We start from the raw sequence: 15,486 nt of genomic DNA, 5'->3' as shown, positions 1-15,486 counted from the left end.
CTGGTTGTCGTTGTTGCACGAGGCCGCAGTGTGCCATACAAGGCTCATCCGTGGCGACGATGTTGGTCGTGGTTTCATTCATAGCGGAGCGCCTCGGCCGGCTTCACCCGCGCGGCCGACCAGCTCGGGTACAGGGTGGCCACGAAGGCCAGCAGTACCGCCACGCCGCCGATCCAGCCGACGTCGGCCCAGCGCAGCTCGGACGGGATCTCGCTGATCAGGTAGACCTCCTGCGACAGGAACTGGACATCGAAGCTGCGCTCGATGAAAGGCACGATGACGTCGATGTTGAGGGCCACCGCCACGCCCAGGCTCACGCCCAGCGCCGCGCCCAGCACGCCGACCAGCGTGCCCTGCACCATGAAGATGGTCATGACCGAGCGCGGCGAGGCGCCCAGGGTGCGCAGGATGGCGATGTCGGACTGCTTGTCGCGCACCGTCATGACCAGGGTCGAGACCAGGTTGAAGGCCGCCACCGCGACGATCATGGTCAGGATGATGAACATCATGCGTTTCTGCGACTGCACGGCCGCGAACCAGATGGCGTTGACCTTCGACCAGTCGCGCACGTACAGCTCGCCCGACATGCTGCGCTGCAGCTCGGCGGCCACGCGCGGCGCCTGGTGCATGTCGGCCAGGCGCAGGCGGATGCCGGCGGGCGCGGCGACGCCGCCCAGCTGCTGGGCGTCCGCGATGTTGGCGAAAGCCAGGGTCGAGTCGAACTCGAAGTGCCCGGCCTCGAAGATGCCGGCCACGGTCAGCGGCCGGGTGCGCGGCAGGGCGCCGCCGGCGGCCGGGACCTGTGCCTGCTGGGTGGAAGCCATCAGCAGCGTCACCCGGTCGCCCACTTCCACGTCGAGCGACTTGGCCAGCGCGCGGCCGATCACCACGTTGTAGGAGCCCGGCTGCAGGGCGTCGAAGCGCCCTTCGCGCATGTGCCTGGCGACGTCGGATACCTTGACCTCCTGGGCCGGGTCGATCCCGCGCAGCAGCACCGGCTTCATGACGCCGTCGCTGAGCAGCATGGCCTGGGTTTCGGCGAAGGGCGCGGCGGCGCGCACTTCGGGGTTGCGCAGGGCTTCCTGGATCGAGGTGCGCCAGCCCGGCATCTCGCCGCGCACGTCGAACACCTCGACGTGGGCGAGCACCGACAGCATGCGCGCCGTGACTTCCTTCTGGAAGCCGTTCATCACCGACAGCACCACGATCAGGGCCGCCACGCCGAGCGCGATCCCGGCCACCGAGGCCATCGAGATGAAGGAAATGAAACTGTTGCGCCCGCTGCGCTTGCCGGCGCGGGTGTAGCGCAGGCCGACCTGCCATTCGTAGGGCAGCTTGTGGGTGATGCTCATGAAATCAAAGAGTGATGCACGTAAATAGGCACGTCAATGCGCGTTATAGGTTTGCCAACCCGACAGTTTGCCAGACATCGGGCTTTTATGGCGCAAAAGAAAGCATCTCCGGTGTGGCGGCGCATGCCGGGGACTTTCGACGGACCAGCTGCACGACCGTTCGCTCACCCCGTATTTCGCCTAAAATAGCGGTATGTCGCACATTACGCTTGTCCTGCCCCACCTGCTGCCGCTCCCCGAATTCGCGTCCGACCTGGTCCGCGCCCTGCAGACCCCGGCGCTGGCTTCCCTGCTCACCCGCACCAGCACGCATGCACGCAGCGCGCCGGCCGACACCGCCCGCGCACTGCCGCACGAACAGTGGCTGGCCCGCGCCCTCGGGCTGGCCGCGGACGGCCAGCCGGCCTTTGCCGCGGCCGCCATGCGCGGCTTCGGGCTCGATCCGGCCGCGGGCACCTGGTTCATCGTCAACCCGGCCCATATCCAGATCGCGCGCAGCCACTCGATGATGGCCGATCTGCGCCACCTTGGATTAAGCGAGGATGAAAGCCGCGCCCTGTACGAGGCCACCCGCCCGCTGTGCGACGAGGTCGGCCACCCGCTGCTGTACGGCGACGCCCAGACCTGGTTCCTGCGCGCCGACGACTGGACCGGCATCGACGGCGCCACGCCGGACACCGTGGTCGGCATGGACGTGACCGATTTCGTCCCGCGCGGCAAGCAGGCCCTGCCCTTCCGGCGCCTGCAGAACGAGGTGCAGATGCTGTGGCACAGCCACCCGGTGAACGCCGCGCGCGAGGCGCGCCGCCTGCCGGCGGTGAATTCGTTCTGGCTGTGGGGCGCATCGCGCGATGGCGGCCGCGCCGCCGCACCGCTGACCAGCGTCGGCGTGCCGGGATGGATCCGCGGCCTGTCCGGGCGCACGCTCGCCTCGCTCGACGAACTGGACGCTGCGCTGGCCCGCGACGGCATCCTGGTGGTCGGCTACCTGGCCGACGCCGCGATCGCGGCCGACTGGGGCACGTGGCTGCAGCAGGTCCAGCAACTGGAAGACAAGCTGTTCGCGCCGCTGCACGCGGCGCTGGTGCAGGGCCGCATCAAGCAGCTCGACCTGGTGCTGAGCAGCCGCGAAGCCCTTGCCGAATTCACCACGACCGCCATGGCGCAGCGCAAGTTCTGGCGCCGGCCGACCCTTGAACGACTGACTTGAACATACTTTGAGCACAAGCACCCGAATCACCACCCGCCCCTGCCCGTTCCGCGCCTCCGAGATGCTGCGCCAGAGCGGGGTCCACCCGGTGCTGGCGCGCATCTACGCCGCGCGCGGGCTGTCCGACCCGCGCGAGCTGTCGAGCGAGTTGGCGGCCCTGGTTCCGCCCAACGCCTTGCGCCACATCGACAGCGCCGCCGTCTTCCTGGCCGACGCGATTGCAGCCGGCAAGCGCATGACCATCGTGGCCGACTACGACTGCGATGGCGCCACCGCCTGCGCGGTCGCGCTGCGCGGCCTGCGCATGATGGGAGCGCAGGTCGACTACATCGTGCCGAACCGCTTCGAGTACGGCTACGGGCTGACGCCCGAGATCGTCGAACTGACCGCGCGCGAGAAGTCACCCGACATCATCATCACCGTCGACAACGGCATCGCCAGCATCGACGGGGTGCTCGAGGCCAACCGGCGTGGCATCGAGGTGGTGGTCACCGATCACCACCTGCCGGGCGACGCGCTGCCGCCGGCACGCGTGATCGTCAACCCGAACCAGCCCGAGTGCGGCTTCCCGAGCAAGCACCTGGCCGGCGTCGGCGTGGTGTTCTACGTGCTGCTGGCGCTGCGCGCCGAGCTGCGCCGACGCGGCGTGTTCGACGCCCAGACCCAGCCCAAGCTGGACAGCCTGCTCGACCTGGTGGCGCTGGGCACGGTGGCCGACGTGGTGCGCCTGGACAGCAACAACCGCATCCTGGTGGCCCAGGGCATCAAGCGCATGCGCGCCGGCCGCATGCACGCCGGCGTGGCCGCCCTGTTCCGGGTGGCCGGCCGCGAAGCGCGCTGCGCCTCGCCCTTTGACCTCGGCTTCGCGCTCGGGCCGCGCCTGAACGCCGCCGGCCGCCTGGAAGACATGTCGCTCGGCATCGAGTGCCTGGTGACCGACGACGTCGGCCGCGCCTGGGCCATCGCCCAGCAGCTCAACGAGATCAACCTGAAGCGCCGCGAGATCGAGGCCGAGATGCAGGACACCGCCCTGCTCCACCTGGACAGCTTCGAGCCCTCGGGCGCCAGCACCATCAGCGTGTTCGACCAGGGCTGGCACCAGGGCGTGATCGGCATCGTGGCGTCGCGCCTGAAAGAGAAGTTCTACCGTCCGACCATCACCTTCGCGCCCGGCAGCGAAGGCTGGATCAAGGGCTCGGGCCGTTCGATCCCGGGCTTTCACATGCGCGACGCGCTCGACCTGGTGTCCAAGCGCGTGCCGGGCCTGATCGACAAGTTCGGCGGTCACGCGATGGCGGCGGGCCTGACCATCCGCGCCGACCATTTCGACAGCTTCCAGCAGGCCTTCGAGGCGGTCGGCCGGGCCTGGCTGAGCGAGGCCCAGCTGGAGCGCATCGTCGAGACCGACGGGCCGCTCGAGGACGAGTTCTATTCGACCCAGTTCATCGAAGAGATGGACGGCCAGGTCTGGGGCCAGGGCTTCGCGCCGCCGGTGTTCTGCGACGAGTTCCGGGTGGTAAGCCAGCGCATCCTGAAGGAGCGCCACCTCAAGCTGCTGCTGGAAAAGAACGGCCGGCGCTACGACGCGATCTGGTTCGGCCACACCGACAGCCTGCCGGAACGGGCGCGGGTGGCCTTCCGGCTGGATGCGAACGAGTACAACGGCGTGACCAAGGTGCAGCTGCTGGTGGAGCACGCCGAGCCGGCCTGACCGGGGGCGGCGGCGCTGCCGCCCATGCGGGCTTATTTCTTCTGCGGCGGACCGAAGTCCGACCCGCGGTCGAACACCACTTCCCACTGCCCCGGCGCCTTCAGGCGCCAGATCGAATTGAAGCGGCCGATGCGCTGCCCTTGCGCGTTGTAGACCGGCCCGCCGCTGTAGGCCAGCGTGCCCGATTCCAGCACCTCGACCTCTTCCGGCTCCCACGAGAACGGCGCCTGCGGCTTGTCGTAGAACTGGCGCCAGCCTCTGGCGATGGCGCGCTTGCCGCGCAAGGGGCCCTCGGCGCCAAAGAAGATCGCCTCATCTGCAATGAAACGGATGAAACCGTCGAAATCGCGCGCCTTCATGGTGGCGGCGAAGGCGCGCTCGGATTCCATCACCTGTTTCTTCAGTTCGCTGGTCGAGTCGCGCGCCTGGGTACCGGAACTGGTAACGGCGGCAGCCAGCATCAGGCATGCAGTGATGAGAGAAAGCGAACGCAGGCGCATCGGAAATCCCTAAGTCTTTTCTGTATGGCAAGATCGGCAATTCTGTCACGGGTCAATACGCCTGACAACCGGTAGTTGCAATAGGCCCGGAAATGGAGTATAAATACTCCAGTTACGGAGATTGATGATGAGCCTAGCCTATTCCTACCCGAAGAGCCGCTTCGAACCGGCGGTGCTGGTCGACCTGAATTCGCGGGCCGAGCGCGAGCGCCTGTCGCGTTCCGCCCTGCTGGGCTTTTTCAAGCTGGCGGCGGCATGGGGCGTACGCGACGACGATGCGCGCGAGCTGCTCGGCGGCCTGTCCTCGTCCTCCTGGTACGACTGGAAAAAGCATCCCGACCGGGTGCTGGAGGTCGACCGCATCACGCGCGTGTCCTACCTGCTCGGCATCTACAAGGCCCTGCACATCCTGTATGGCGACAAGCTCGCCGACGAATGGGTCCATCTTCCCAATACCAACCCGGTGTTTGCCGGCCGCACGCCGCTGGCCTACATGCTGGGCGGCGGCCTGGTCGCCATGCAAACGGTACGAAAGCTGCTGGACGCGCGCCGCGGAGGCCTCTGACCTTGCCGCTGCATAAAATTACCCTGCTGCGCCAGTACGACACCTGCCGCCTGATTCCTTCCCGCTTCGCCGACGTCGAGGATTCCGTCCTCGCGCCGCTGGCCGAGAACGACGACATGCTGCGCGACCTGTTCGACCTCGACAACGCCACCAACGAGCGCCTGCGCGGCGAATCCGGCATGTTGCCGGGCATCGGAATGGACGAACTGGTGTTCGGTGTGCCGAATTTCCGCATCATCAATGCGGCCTACACCTATGCGCGTCCGGAGGGCAGCCGCTTCAACGACGGCGAACGCGGCGCCTGGTATTGCGCCTTCGCGGCCGAGACCGCGCTCAGCGAAGTGATCTTCCACAAGACCGTCGAGTATGCCGAGATCCAGCGTTTCGACGACAGCGTGAGCTACCAGATGCTGCTGGCCGACTTCAGCGCCGGCTTCCACGACCTGCGCGGCAGCGAGTCCTACCAGTCCTGCCTCGATCCGGACAGCTACATCGCGTCGCAGGCGCTGGCGGCCGAGCTGCTCGAACAGGGCTCGATGGGCGTCATCTACCCGAGCGTGCGCGACCCGGACGGCACCTGCCTCGCCTGTTTCCGTCCCGCACTGGTGGGCAATGTGCGCAAGGCGCAGACCTATCGGTTAACATGGGCGGGCTCGCCGCAACCGGCGGTCGAGATCCTCTAGATTTTTGTAGCGTATGAAAACCAATCCCGAAAAAGACACCGAACTGCACGACAAGATCAACCGCGAGACCGGCCGCATCAAATGGAGCGAGCTGTCGCGCCATTTCGCCGGCGGCAACGTGATCTACGTGAGCGAAGAACTGGACCTGATCGAGGTCGCCCTGCGCATCGCGCACGACGACAAGGCCCGTGTCGGCAAGTGGATGGCGGCAGGAACGGTGGCCAAGGTCAGCGACCTGCAGGCGCAAACCTGGACCGCGGCGGATGCGACGCTGTGGGCCTCGGTGGTGAGCCCCTTCGTGCTGGTGCAGCCGGATAAACAGCAGCTGCATTGAGTCGCGCCGGCGCCTGCCCGTTTCGGGCGCCCGGCTATCGCTTTCCTCCCCCCCGGTGCGTCAGCGCATGCGCCGCCCTGCGAAAATACTGCGCCGCCTTTTCAGGATCCTTTTCCATCATGCCCAGCTGCTGCCAGGCTTCCGGGTAATCCTGCTCGGTCGCCTCCACCAGCCAGCGCCGTGCGGCCGCCTCGTCCTGCGGCACGCCGTCACCCTCGAGCAGCATGTTCGCCAGCAGGAACTTCGCCTCCGGCAGCCCGCGCGCGGCCGCCACGCCCAGCCAGTGCGCGGCCAGCGCTGCGTCGCCGCCGGCGCGGTAAGCCAGCCCGCGCCGCAGGGCAATGTCGCCCTCGTCGCCGTGCTGAGCCATGGCGGGCTGGGTCAAGCTCATGGCGACCAGCGCCGCAGCAAGGATGCGCTTCATTGCGACAGGTCGATCGCGTACAGCGCCATGCCCTTCCCGCGGCCGTCGTCCGGCGCGACCTGGCTGATGTTGTGCAGCCCGGCCTCGTGCGCCAGTTCGAGCATGCCGGGGGCCGACGAGAACAGCACCGGGCCGGCGGTCTTCACGGGCGCGAAGCGCCAGCTGCGCGCCGAAGCGTGGGCGGCGCGGGTGAGGCGCTTGGCATCGCGCACGTAGGCAATCATGACTTCGCGGCTGTTGTCGGGCGAAGCGATCACGGTCTTGCTGCCGTCCAGGCCCGGGAAGTGGCCGCCGCCGCTGGCGCGGTAGTTGTTGGTCGCGACCAGGAATTCCTGCTCGGGCGCCAGCGGCTTACCGCGCCAGGCAAGGTTGCGGATACGCTCGCCCGGCGCGCGGGTGAGGTCGATCTCATACGTCACGTCGGGCGCGGTCAGGCTATCGAAGTTATAGCTCGGCACCGCCAGGTTGACCAGCTGCTGCGCTTCACGCCTGGACGGATCGATGGTGTTGAAGCGCTGCGCCGACTTTTCCAGCCAGGCCTTCAGCCCGGCGCCGTTCACCTTCACCGCGTACAGCGCGTTCGGGTACAAATACAGGTCGGCCGCATTGTTCAGGGCCAGGTCGCCGGCCTTGACGTCGGTGAAGTCGGCCGGGCCGGCCACGCCGCTCTTGAAGGGCGCGGTCATCGACAGCACCGGCAGGTCCTTGTACTGCGGCAGGTTGGCGGCGACGTACGTACGCACGTACTCGGTCTGGGCCTGGTTGATCACCTGCAGGGCCGAGATGTCGCCCACGTCGGCGAAATAGCTGGACATGCGGAACTCGGTCGCGCCGACCGGCGTCTTGACGTAGCGGATGGTCGCCTCGTGCTCCTGCTTCACCAGGGCCATCACAGCGGGGTCGGCTTCGACCCAGGCCTTGGCCCCAAGCTGCGCGGCGCGCGCCTCGACGCGGGTCTTGTCCTGCGCTACCTGCCAGCGCTTGCCGTCGTGCTTCAGCTGCAGCTGGACCACGCCCAGGTGCTTGCCCCACAGGTTGGCCATCACGGTCGGCACGCCGTGCACCAGGCCTTTTACCTTGTCCACGCCCGGCAGGTTGAATTGCGGCGCCGTGCTGTCGGCGCTCGGGAACAGCTGGTGCGAATGGCCGAGCAGCATGGCGTCGATGCCCGGCACCTTGGCCAGGTACCAGTTGGCGTTTTCCATGTTTGGTGTGTAGGGCGCGGCGTCGAGGCCGCCGTGCGAGATGGCGATGACCAGGTCGGCGCCCTTGCGCTTCATCTCGGGGATGTATTGTTGGGCGGCTTCCACCACGCCGGTGGTGTAGACGCGGCCTTCCAGCCAGCGCTTGTCCCATTCCATGATGGTGGGCGGCGCGAAGCCGATGATCCCGACGCGCACGGTCGCCTTCACCGGCTTGCCGCGGGCGTCGAGCGCCTCGACCTGCTTGTCGATGATGGCGTAGGGGCTGAACAGCGGCTGCCTGGTCTTCGCGCTGTAGACGTTGGCCAGCACCGTCGGGAAGGCCGGGCCGGCGCAGCGCTTGGGCTGGTCCAGGCCCGCCACCCGGAAGCGGCTGCCGGTCACCTGGCCGAGGTAGGCCAGGCCGTAGTTGAATTCGTGGTTGCCGATGCCCGCGCCATCGTACTTCAGCGCGTTCATGATCTTGTAGATGCCGAGGGTCTCGCCGCAGCCCACCGGTTGCACCAGGGCCTGGTAGTCGGCCAGCGCCGTGCCCTGGATGGTGTCGCCATTGTCGAGCAGGAGCGTGTTCGGGAATTCCTTGCGCGCCTGGTGGATGAGCGTGGCGGTGCGGTCCAGGCCATGCGAGGGCTCGGGCGCCAGTTTGTAGTAGTCGTAGCCGACCAGGTTCGAATGCAGGTCGGTGGTCTCCAGCACCGCCAGCGTGGCGGTGGTGCCGGCCGCCGGCGCTTTCGCGGCGAAGCAAGACGCACTGAAGAGCGCTGGAGCGAGCGCGATGCAAATTTGGTAACGCAAGTGGATGGCCATGAGCTAGGTGGGAAACAGAACCGGGGGATGATATGCCAGCCGTGTACTTCGGGGCAAGAACTGGAAGCCGGGCGAGCGGCCCGGGTGCCGGCCGCGGGCCGCCTGGAGTATAATCGAAGGTTCGATTCAACCTATCAAGAGAATGCCACAGACCATGGAAGCTGAACGCATCAATGCCATCTCCGCCCTGCTGAACGACCTGACCAGCCGTGAAGCCGAACTTCGGAGGTATCTTTGACTTCGATCGCAAGTCGGAGAAACTAGAACAGGTCAACCAGGAACTCGAAGACCCGGCCGTCTGGAACGACCAGAAACGGGCCCAGGACCTCGGCAAGGAAAAGAAGGCGCTCGAAGCCGTCGTGCTGACGCTCGAAAAAGCGCGCACCGACCTCGCCGACGCCACCGACCTGTTCGAGATGGCCAAGGAAGAAGGCGACCATGACACATTGGCGTCGATCGGCGGCGACGCCGAAGCGATCCAGAAGATCATCGAGTCGATGGAATTCCGCCGCATGTTCAGCAACCCGATGGACCACGCCAACTGCTTCATCGACATCCAGGCCGGCGCCGGCGGCACCGAAGCCCAGGACTGGGCCTCGATGCTGCTGCGCCAGTACCTGCGCTATTGCGAACGCAAGGGTTTCAAGGCCGAGATCCTGGAACAGTCCGAGGGCGAAGTCGCGGGCATCAAGACCGCCACCATCAAGGTCGACGGCGAGTACGCCTATGGCCACCTGCGCACCGAGACCGGCGTGCATCGCCTGGTGCGCAAGTCGCCGTTCGACTCGGCCAATGGCCGCCACACCTCGTTCACTTCGCTGTTCGTGTACCCGGAAGTCGACGACTCGATCGAAATCGAGATCAACCCGGCCGACGTGCGCATCGATACCTACCGCGCATCCGGCGCGGGCGGCCAGCACATCAACAAGACCGACTCCGCGGTACGCCTGACGCACGCCCCGTCGGGCATCGTGGTGCAGTGCCAGAACGACCGCTCGCAACACCGCAACAAGGCGGAAGCCTGGGACATGCTGCGCGCCAAGCTGTACGAACTCGAGCTGCGCAACCGCATGAGCGAGCAGCAGAAGCTGGAAGACTCCAAGACCGACGTCGGCTGGGGCCACCAGATCCGCTCCTACGTGCTGGACCAGTCGCGCATCAAGGACCTGCGTACCGGCTTCGAAACCGGCAACACCAAGAACGTGCTGGACGGCGACCTGGACGACTTCATCTCGGCCTCGCTGAAACAGGGCGTATAAATGACGCGTGCCGCTTTCGGGTCTCCCTCGGCCTTCCTGTTCGACATGGACGGCACCATCGTCGACAACATGGCCTTCCACACCGACTCGTGGCTGGCCTTCTTCGCCCGGCGCGGCCAGGCCCTCGACGCGGACGAATTCTTCCGCGCGACGGCCGGCCGCCAGGGCGGCGAGATCATGCGCGCCTACCTGGGCGAGCACCTGAGCGCCGAGGAAGTCGCCGTGCTCAACGACGAGAAGGAATCGGTGTACCGCGAGCTGTACGCGCCGCACCGCAAACCCGTCGCCGGCTTCGAGGAACTGCTCGCGCAGGCCAGGGCGCACGGCGTGAAGCTGGCGGTCGGCACCGCCGCGCCGCCGGCCAACGTCGCGTTCACCCTCGACGGCCTGGACCTGCGCCGGCATTTCGATGCGATCGTCGGCGCGACCGACGTGGCGCGCGGCAAGCCGCATCCCGACGTATTCCTGAAAGCCGCCGAACTGTGCGGCGTGCCCCCCGCCCACTGCATCGTGTTCGAGGACGCGCCGCTGGGCGTGGAGGCGGCGCGCCGCGCGGGCATGCGCTGCATCGTGCTGACAACCACTTTGCCTGCTGCCGCGTTTACCGCATTCGACAACGTCATCGCCATCGTGCGCGACTTCTCCGAACTCAAGGCCGAACTGCTGTTCGCCTGAACAACCAACAAGAACCACCACTCCATCATGACTACGGAAAACCAAGAGCAGACCACGCCCGTCGTGGCGCACGACGAGAACAAGATCATGGCCGAGCGCCGCGCCAAGCTGGCCGCGCTGCGCCAGCAGGGCAATCCCTTCCCCAACGACTTCGTCCCGCAGGACAAGGCGGCCGACCTGGTCGAGACCTACGGCGGCAAGACCCGCGAGGAACTGGAAGCCGAACCCGTGAACGTGGTGCTGGCCGGCCGCATGATGCTGCGCCGCGAAGCCGGCAAGAAGGCTGCCTTCGCCACCCTGCAGGACAGCTCGGGCCCGATGGCCAGCGGCCGCATCCAGATCTACGTCACGCTCGACAACGCCGGCGCCGAGGCCATGGAAGCCCTGCACCACTACGACCTGGGCGACATCCTGGGCGTGGAAGGCACGCTGTTCAAGACCAAGGTCGACGAACTGACCGTCAAGGTGACCAAGCTGCGCCTGATCGCCAAGTCGCTGCGCCCGCTGCCGGACAAGTTCCACGGCCTGGCCGACCAGGAGACCAAGTACCGCCAGCGCTACGTCGACCTGATCATGAACGAAGAGACGCGCCGCACCTTCAAGGCGCGTACCGCCGCCATGTCCTCGATGCGCCGCTTCATGGAAAAGCACGGCTTCATGGAAGTCGAGACCCCGATGCTGCACCCGATCCCGGGCGGCGCCGCGGCCAAGCCTTTCGTCACCCACCACAACGCGCTCGACATGGAAATGTACCTGCGCATCGCGCCCGAGCTCTACCTGAAGCGCCTGGTGGTGGGCGGTTTCGACCGCGTGTTCGAGATCAACCGCAACTTCCGCAACGAAGGCGTGTCGGTCCGCCACAACCCTGAATTCACGATGATGGAATTCTATGCGGCCTATACCGACTACAAGTGGATCATGGACTTCACCGAACAGGTGATCCGCCAGGCCGCGATCGACGCCCACGGCAGCGCCGTGCTGACCTACGGCGGCCGCGAACTCGACCTGTCCAAGGCCTTCCAGCGCCTGACCATCGTCGAAGCGATCGACAAGTACGCGCCGGGCTACACGCCGGAGCAGCTGAACGACGCCGAATTCATCAAGCAGGAGCTGGTGAACAAGTTCGGCGTCAAGCCCTTCGCCAACGCCGGCCTGGGCGCGCTGCAGCTGGCGCTGTTCGAAGAGACCGCCGAAGCCCTGCTGTGGGAGCCGACCTTCATCATCGACTATCCGGTCGAAGTGTCGCCGCTGGCGCGCGCCTCGGACAAGCGCGAAGGCATTACCGAGCGCTTCGAGCTGTTCATGGTGGGCCGCGAGATCGCCAACGGCTTCTCGGAGCTGAACGACCCCGAAGACCAGGCCGCGCGCTTCCTGTCGCAGGTGGCCGCCAAGGAAGCCGGCGACGACGAAGCGATGTACTTCGACGCCGACTACATCCGCGCGCTCGAATACGGCATGCCGCCGGCCGGCGGCTGCGGCATCGGCATCGACCGCCTGATGATGCTGATCACCGATTCGCCGAACATCCGCGACGTGCTGCTGTTCCCGCACCTGCGCAAGGAAGACTGAGCGTTCCCACGCACGTAAAAAAAGCGGCCTCGGCCGCTTTTTTCGTACTTACTGCACGATGGTATAGCAAGGCGTGTATGCCTTGCCCGGCAGCTTCATGCGGCTCTGCTCCACGAAGGACGCCAGCAGCGCATCCATCGGCTCCATGATTGCGCTTTCGCCCTGGATCTCGTACTTGCCGTATTGCTCGATGGCGCGGATCCCCTCTTCCTTCACGTTGCCGGCCACGATGCCCGAGAAGGCGCGGCGCAGGTTGGCCGCCAGCATGTGCGATTCCTGGCCGCGGTGCAGGGACAGGTTGCGCATGTTCTCATGGGTCGGGCGGAAGGGCTTCTGGAATTCCGGATCGATCTTGAGGCGCCAGTTGAAGTAATACGCGTCGCTGTGCGCCTTGCGGAACTCGCGCACCGCCTTGATGCCCGCGTACATCTCCTTGGCCACGGCTTCGGGGTCGTCGATGATGATCTTGTAACGCTGCTGCGCCGCCTCGCCCAGCGTCAGCCTGATGAACTGGTCGATCTGGTCGAAGTAGGCGCGCGCCGTCGCCGGGCCGGTGAAGATCAGCGGGAAAGGCACTTCGGCGTTTTCCGGATGCAGCAGGATCCCGAGGATGTACAGGATCTCTTCGGCGGTGCCGGCGCCGCCCGGGAACACGATGATGCCGTGACCGGTGCGCACGAAGGCCTCGAGGCGCTTTTCGATGTCCGGCATGATCACCAGGTCGCTGACGATCGGGTTCGGCGATTCGGCCGCGATGATGCCCGGTTCGGAAATGCCGAGATAGCGTCCGCCCTTGATGCGCTGCTTGGAATGGCCGATCGCGGCGCCCTTCATCGGGCCTTTCATCGCACCCGGGCCGCAGCCGGTGCAGATATCCAGCTCGCGCAAGCCGAGCGCATAGCCGACTTCCTTGGTGTAGGTGTATTCGACCCGGTTGATCGAATGGCCGCCCCAGCACACCACCAGGTTCGGATTGCGCTGCGGCTGCAGCACGTTGGCATTGCGCAGGATATGGAACACCGCATCGGTAATGCCGTCCGGGCGGGTCAGGTCGAATTTGGGATTGCTGGTGACTTCGAAATGCACGTAGACGATATCGCGCAGCACCGAGAACAGGTGCTCGTGGATACCGCGGATCATCTTGCCGTCGACGAAGGCGATGGCGGGAGCGCTGCGGATATCGAGCTTGATGCCGCGCTCGCGTTGCAGGATGCTGATCTCGAAATCGCGGTAGCGTTCCAGCAGCTCCTTGCCGTCGTCGATCGAACTGCCGGTATTCAGCACGGCCAGCGCGCATTTGCGGAACACGTCGTACAAACCGCTCTTGCTGGTGTCGAGCAGCTTGGCGACTTCGGCTTTCGACAGGACTTCGAGGCGGCCTTCCGGAGAAATGAGGACATCGACAACATCTTGGGTCATGGTTTTGTTTTCCCTTTCTATCGGTAATACGGATTGGCCTGTTTGCCAATATACGCCAAAGTGCAACATTTTGCGCCCCGATTGCGGGCCTTCCATGACGCCGCGCGCAGCCGGGAAAACGTCAATACCACAAGCTGAAAAAGTTCGCTTGCGATGCGCGATTTACACTAAAATGCGTGCCTATTGGAATTTCCGGCATACAGATATTCCACTAAAAAAAATCGTCGTTACATATAACTATTTCGGGAGGAACCGCATGAGCGGTGCAGCTACTTCAGCCAAGGGACCGATCCCAGAGTTCAAGCAGATCATGGGCCATCCAGCTCCGTTGTGGATGCTCTTCATGACCGAATTCTGGGAACGCTTCGCGTTCTACGGCATTCGTTGGGCCCTGGTGCTCTATATCGTCGCCCAGTTCTACGGCGGCGACGCGGTCGGCCAGGCCGACGCCAACCTGACCTACGGTTCCTACCTCGCGCTGGTGTACGCCGGCGCGGTCCTCGGCGGCTACGTGGCCGACCGTGTCATCGGCTACCAGCGCTCGATCCTGGTCGGCGCCACCTTCATGGCGGCCGGCCTGTTCATGATCACCATGCCTGACCAGGACATCTTCAAGTTCGGCCTGGCCACCATCATCGTCGGTAACGGCATGTTCAAGCCGAACATCTCGGCCATGGTCGGCCAGCTGTATTCGATCGACGACACCCGCCGCGATTCCGGCTTCACGATCTTCTACATGGGCATCAACGCCGGCGCATTCTTCGCGCCGATCGTCACCGGCGAACTGGCCGAGCGCCTGAGCGACGGCACGATCCCGGCCTACAAGGCGGTGTTCTTCGCCGCCGGCATCGGCATGCTGCTGGCGCTGGTGTGGTTCTACATCGGCCGCAAGCAGCTCAAGGGCATCGGCGCACCGGTCGGCGAACTGGCCAGCCCGAAGCGCCTGATCGGCGTGATCGTCGGCTCGCTGGTGGTGATCCCGGTCGTCTACCTGCTGCTGCGCGCCGGCGCCGCCAACCTGCAGATCGTCCTGTCGATCATGTTCGTGATCCTGGCGCTGATGCTGATCGTCGAAGGCGTCCGCGAAGGCAAGGTGTCGCGCGACAAGACCATCGCGATGATGATCATCTTCTTCTTCAACATCCTGTTCTGGTGCTTCTTCGAGCAGGCCGGCAGCTCGTTCACCTTCCTGGCCGACCAGATCGTCAACCGCAACTTCCTCGGCTGGGAAATCCCGGTCGCGTACTTCCAGTCGGTGAACTCGGTGGCCATCATCGCCCTGGCGCCGATCATCGCCGCGATCTGGGTCGCGATGGGCAAGCGTAACGTCAACCCGTCGATCCCGCGCAAGTTCGGCCTCGGCATCATCATCAACGGCCTGGCATTCGGCCTGCTGATGTATGCGCTGTCGAACCTGCTGGACCCGGTCGGCCAGATCCCGGCCTGGACCCTGCTGGCCGTGTACACCATCCAGTCGATCGGTGAGCTGTGCCTGTCGCCGATCGGCCTGTCGATGGTCACCAAGCTGGCCCCGACCCGCCTGGTGGGCCTGGGCATGGGCGGCTGGTTCCTGTCGACCGGAATCGGCAACAACCTGTCGGGCATCTTCGCCTCGCACGTGTCCGGCGAATCGGGCATGTCGGTGGCCTCGGCCCTGAGCGGCTATACCTCGGGCTTCTGGATCCTGCTGGTCGGCGGCGTGCTGCTGTTCCTGCTGGCCCCGCTCATCCAGAAACTGATGCACGGCGTGAAGTAAGCGTCGAACGCGCGAATGAA

14 protein-coding genes are annotated in these 15,486 nt (G+C 65.6%); 9 read left to right on the top strand and 5 right to left on the bottom strand.

The window, feature by feature from the left end:
* Positions 1 to 74 precede the first annotated feature (74 nt).
* A complete protein-coding gene (locus AB3347_RS03885; protein ID WP_369090438.1) occupies positions 75 to 1,352 on the bottom strand; it encodes a lipoprotein-releasing ABC transporter permease subunit in 1,278 nt (425 codons plus the stop codon).
* Between the two features lie 193 nt (positions 1,353 to 1,545).
* Between AB3347_RS03885 and AB3347_RS03880 the strand changes: the two genes are divergently transcribed.
* Positions 1,546 to 2,562, top strand: a complete 1,017-nt coding sequence (locus tag AB3347_RS03880; protein ID WP_369090437.1) for a hypothetical protein — start codon at positions 1,546 to 1,548, stop codon at positions 2,560 to 2,562.
* A 61-nt stretch (positions 2,563 to 2,623) separates the two neighbouring features.
* Entirely contained in the window at positions 2,624 to 4,273 is a 1,650-nt protein-coding gene (recJ, locus tag AB3347_RS03875) for a single-stranded-DNA-specific exonuclease RecJ (protein ID WP_369090530.1), read from the top strand.
* Between the two features lie 32 nt (positions 4,274 to 4,305).
* On the opposite strand, the gene AB3347_RS03870 is transcribed toward recJ, so the two are convergent.
* Positions 4,306 to 4,734, bottom strand: a complete 429-nt coding sequence (locus AB3347_RS03870) for a DUF4440 domain-containing protein (RefSeq protein ID WP_369090436.1) — start codon at positions 4,732 to 4,734, stop codon at positions 4,306 to 4,308.
* Between the two features lie 166 nt (positions 4,735 to 4,900).
* Between AB3347_RS03870 and AB3347_RS03865 the strand changes: the two genes are divergently transcribed.
* Genes AB3347_RS03865 through AB3347_RS03855 form a run of 3 tightly spaced genes read left to right on the top strand, consistent with a single transcriptional unit; the run spans position 4,901 to position 6,355 of the window.
* A complete protein-coding gene (locus tag AB3347_RS03865; RefSeq protein WP_369090529.1) occupies positions 4,901 to 5,338 on the top strand; it encodes an MbcA/ParS/Xre antitoxin family protein in 438 nt (145 codons plus the stop codon).
* Positions 5,335 to 6,021, top strand: coding sequence for an RES family NAD+ phosphorylase (locus tag AB3347_RS03860; RefSeq protein ID WP_369090528.1), 687 nt, complete (start codon positions 5,335 to 5,337; stop codon positions 6,019 to 6,021). The genes AB3347_RS03865 and AB3347_RS03860 overlap by 4 nt, the downstream gene beginning before the upstream one ends.
* A 13-nt stretch (positions 6,022 to 6,034) precedes the next feature.
* Positions 6,035 to 6,355: a DUF2288 domain-containing protein gene (locus AB3347_RS03855; RefSeq protein WP_369090435.1), complete on the top strand. Its 321-nt coding sequence runs from the start codon at positions 6,035 to 6,037 to the stop codon at positions 6,353 to 6,355.
* Between the two features lie 34 nt (positions 6,356 to 6,389).
* Here the strand turns inward: AB3347_RS03855 and AB3347_RS03850 are convergent, their stop codons facing one another.
* Together AB3347_RS03850 and AB3347_RS03845 are read right to left on the bottom strand one after the other, a co-directional pair.
* On the bottom strand, positions 6,390 to 6,779 hold the full coding sequence (locus tag AB3347_RS03850) for a tetratricopeptide repeat protein (RefSeq protein ID WP_369090434.1): 390 nt from the start codon (positions 6,777 to 6,779) through the stop codon (positions 6,390 to 6,392).
* Positions 6,776 to 8,788, bottom strand: coding sequence for a bifunctional 2',3'-cyclic-nucleotide 2'-phosphodiesterase/3'-nucleotidase (locus AB3347_RS03845; protein WP_369090432.1), 2,013 nt, complete (start codon positions 8,786 to 8,788; stop codon positions 6,776 to 6,778). Before AB3347_RS03845 ends, AB3347_RS03850 begins: the two co-directional genes overlap by 4 nt.
* Positions 8,789 to 8,942: 154 nt before the next feature.
* On the opposite strand from AB3347_RS03845, the gene prfB reads away from it, so the two are divergent.
* From prfB to lysS, 3 genes are all read left to right on the top strand, one after another.
* Positions 8,943 to 10,047 (top strand): peptide chain release factor 2 gene (gene prfB, locus AB3347_RS03840; protein ID WP_369090431.1). Its coding sequence is split into 2 segments (ribosomal slippage): positions 8,943 to 9,023 and positions 9,025 to 10,047, totalling 1,104 coding nucleotides; the frame shifts between segments, so codons are not numbered across the junction.
* A complete protein-coding gene (locus AB3347_RS03835) occupies positions 10,048 to 10,722 on the top strand; it encodes an HAD family hydrolase (RefSeq protein ID WP_369090430.1) in 675 nt (224 codons plus the stop codon). It abuts the gene before it with no gap.
* A gap of 27 nt (positions 10,723 to 10,749) precedes the next feature.
* Complete coding sequence (lysS, locus tag AB3347_RS03830) at positions 10,750 to 12,291, top strand: lysine--tRNA ligase (protein WP_369090429.1); 1,542 nt, start codon at positions 10,750 to 10,752, stop codon at positions 12,289 to 12,291.
* Between the two features lie 48 nt (positions 12,292 to 12,339).
* On the opposite strand, the gene ppnN is transcribed toward lysS, so the two are convergent.
* Positions 12,340 to 13,710 carry a nucleotide 5'-monophosphate nucleosidase PpnN gene (ppnN, locus tag AB3347_RS03825; protein ID WP_369090428.1) on the bottom strand — a complete coding sequence of 457 codons (1,371 nt, stop codon included), beginning with the start codon at positions 13,708 to 13,710 and terminating at the stop codon, positions 12,340 to 12,342.
* Positions 13,711 to 13,966: 256 nt separating this feature from the next.
* Between ppnN and AB3347_RS03820 the strand changes: the two genes are divergently transcribed.
* Positions 13,967 to 15,466, top strand: a complete 1,500-nt coding sequence (locus AB3347_RS03820) for a peptide MFS transporter (RefSeq protein ID WP_369090427.1) — start codon at positions 13,967 to 13,969, stop codon at positions 15,464 to 15,466.
* Positions 15,467 to 15,486: the final 20 nt, after the last annotated feature.

This window comes from Massilia sp. X63, from assembly GCF_041023745.1.
Classification (GTDB): domain Bacteria; phylum Pseudomonadota; class Gammaproteobacteria; order Burkholderiales; family Burkholderiaceae_D; genus Telluria.
The sequence above is the reverse complement of the archived record's forward strand: the minus strand, read 5'-3'. Positions and strand labels throughout refer to the sequence as shown.

Coding starts and splice junctions, on each gene's coding strand:
- AB3347_RS03885 (WP_369090438.1), bottom strand. CDS start 1,352: ATGAGCATCACCCACAAGCTGCCCTACGAATGGCAGGTCGGCCTGCGC.
- AB3347_RS03880 (WP_369090437.1), top strand. CDS start 1,546: ATGTCGCACATTACGCTTGTCCTGCCCCACCTGCTGCCGCTCCCCGAA.
- recJ (WP_369090530.1), top strand. CDS start 2,624: ATGCTGCGCCAGAGCGGGGTCCACCCGGTGCTGGCGCGCATCTACGCC.
- AB3347_RS03870 (WP_369090436.1), bottom strand. CDS start 4,734: ATGCTGGCTGCCGCCGTTACCAGTTCCGGTACCCAGGCGCGCGACTCG.
- AB3347_RS03865 (WP_369090529.1), top strand. CDS start 4,901: ATGAGCCTAGCCTATTCCTACCCGAAGAGCCGCTTCGAACCGGCGGTG.
- AB3347_RS03855 (WP_369090435.1), top strand. CDS start 6,035: ATGAAAACCAATCCCGAAAAAGACACCGAACTGCACGACAAGATCAAC.
- AB3347_RS03850 (WP_369090434.1), bottom strand. CDS start 6,779: ATGAAGCGCATCCTTGCTGCGGCGCTGGTCGCCATGAGCTTGACCCAG.
- AB3347_RS03845 (WP_369090432.1), bottom strand. CDS start 8,788: ATGGCCATCCACTTGCGTTACCAAATTTGCATCGCGCTCGCTCCAGCG.
- AB3347_RS03835 (WP_369090430.1), top strand. CDS start 10,048: ATGACGCGTGCCGCTTTCGGGTCTCCCTCGGCCTTCCTGTTCGACATG.
- lysS (WP_369090429.1), top strand. CDS start 10,750: ATGACTACGGAAAACCAAGAGCAGACCACGCCCGTCGTGGCGCACGAC.
- ppnN (WP_369090428.1), bottom strand. CDS start 13,710: ATGACCCAAGATGTTGTCGATGTCCTCATTTCTCCGGAAGGCCGCCTC.
- AB3347_RS03820 (WP_369090427.1), top strand. CDS start 13,967: ATGAGCGGTGCAGCTACTTCAGCCAAGGGACCGATCCCAGAGTTCAAG.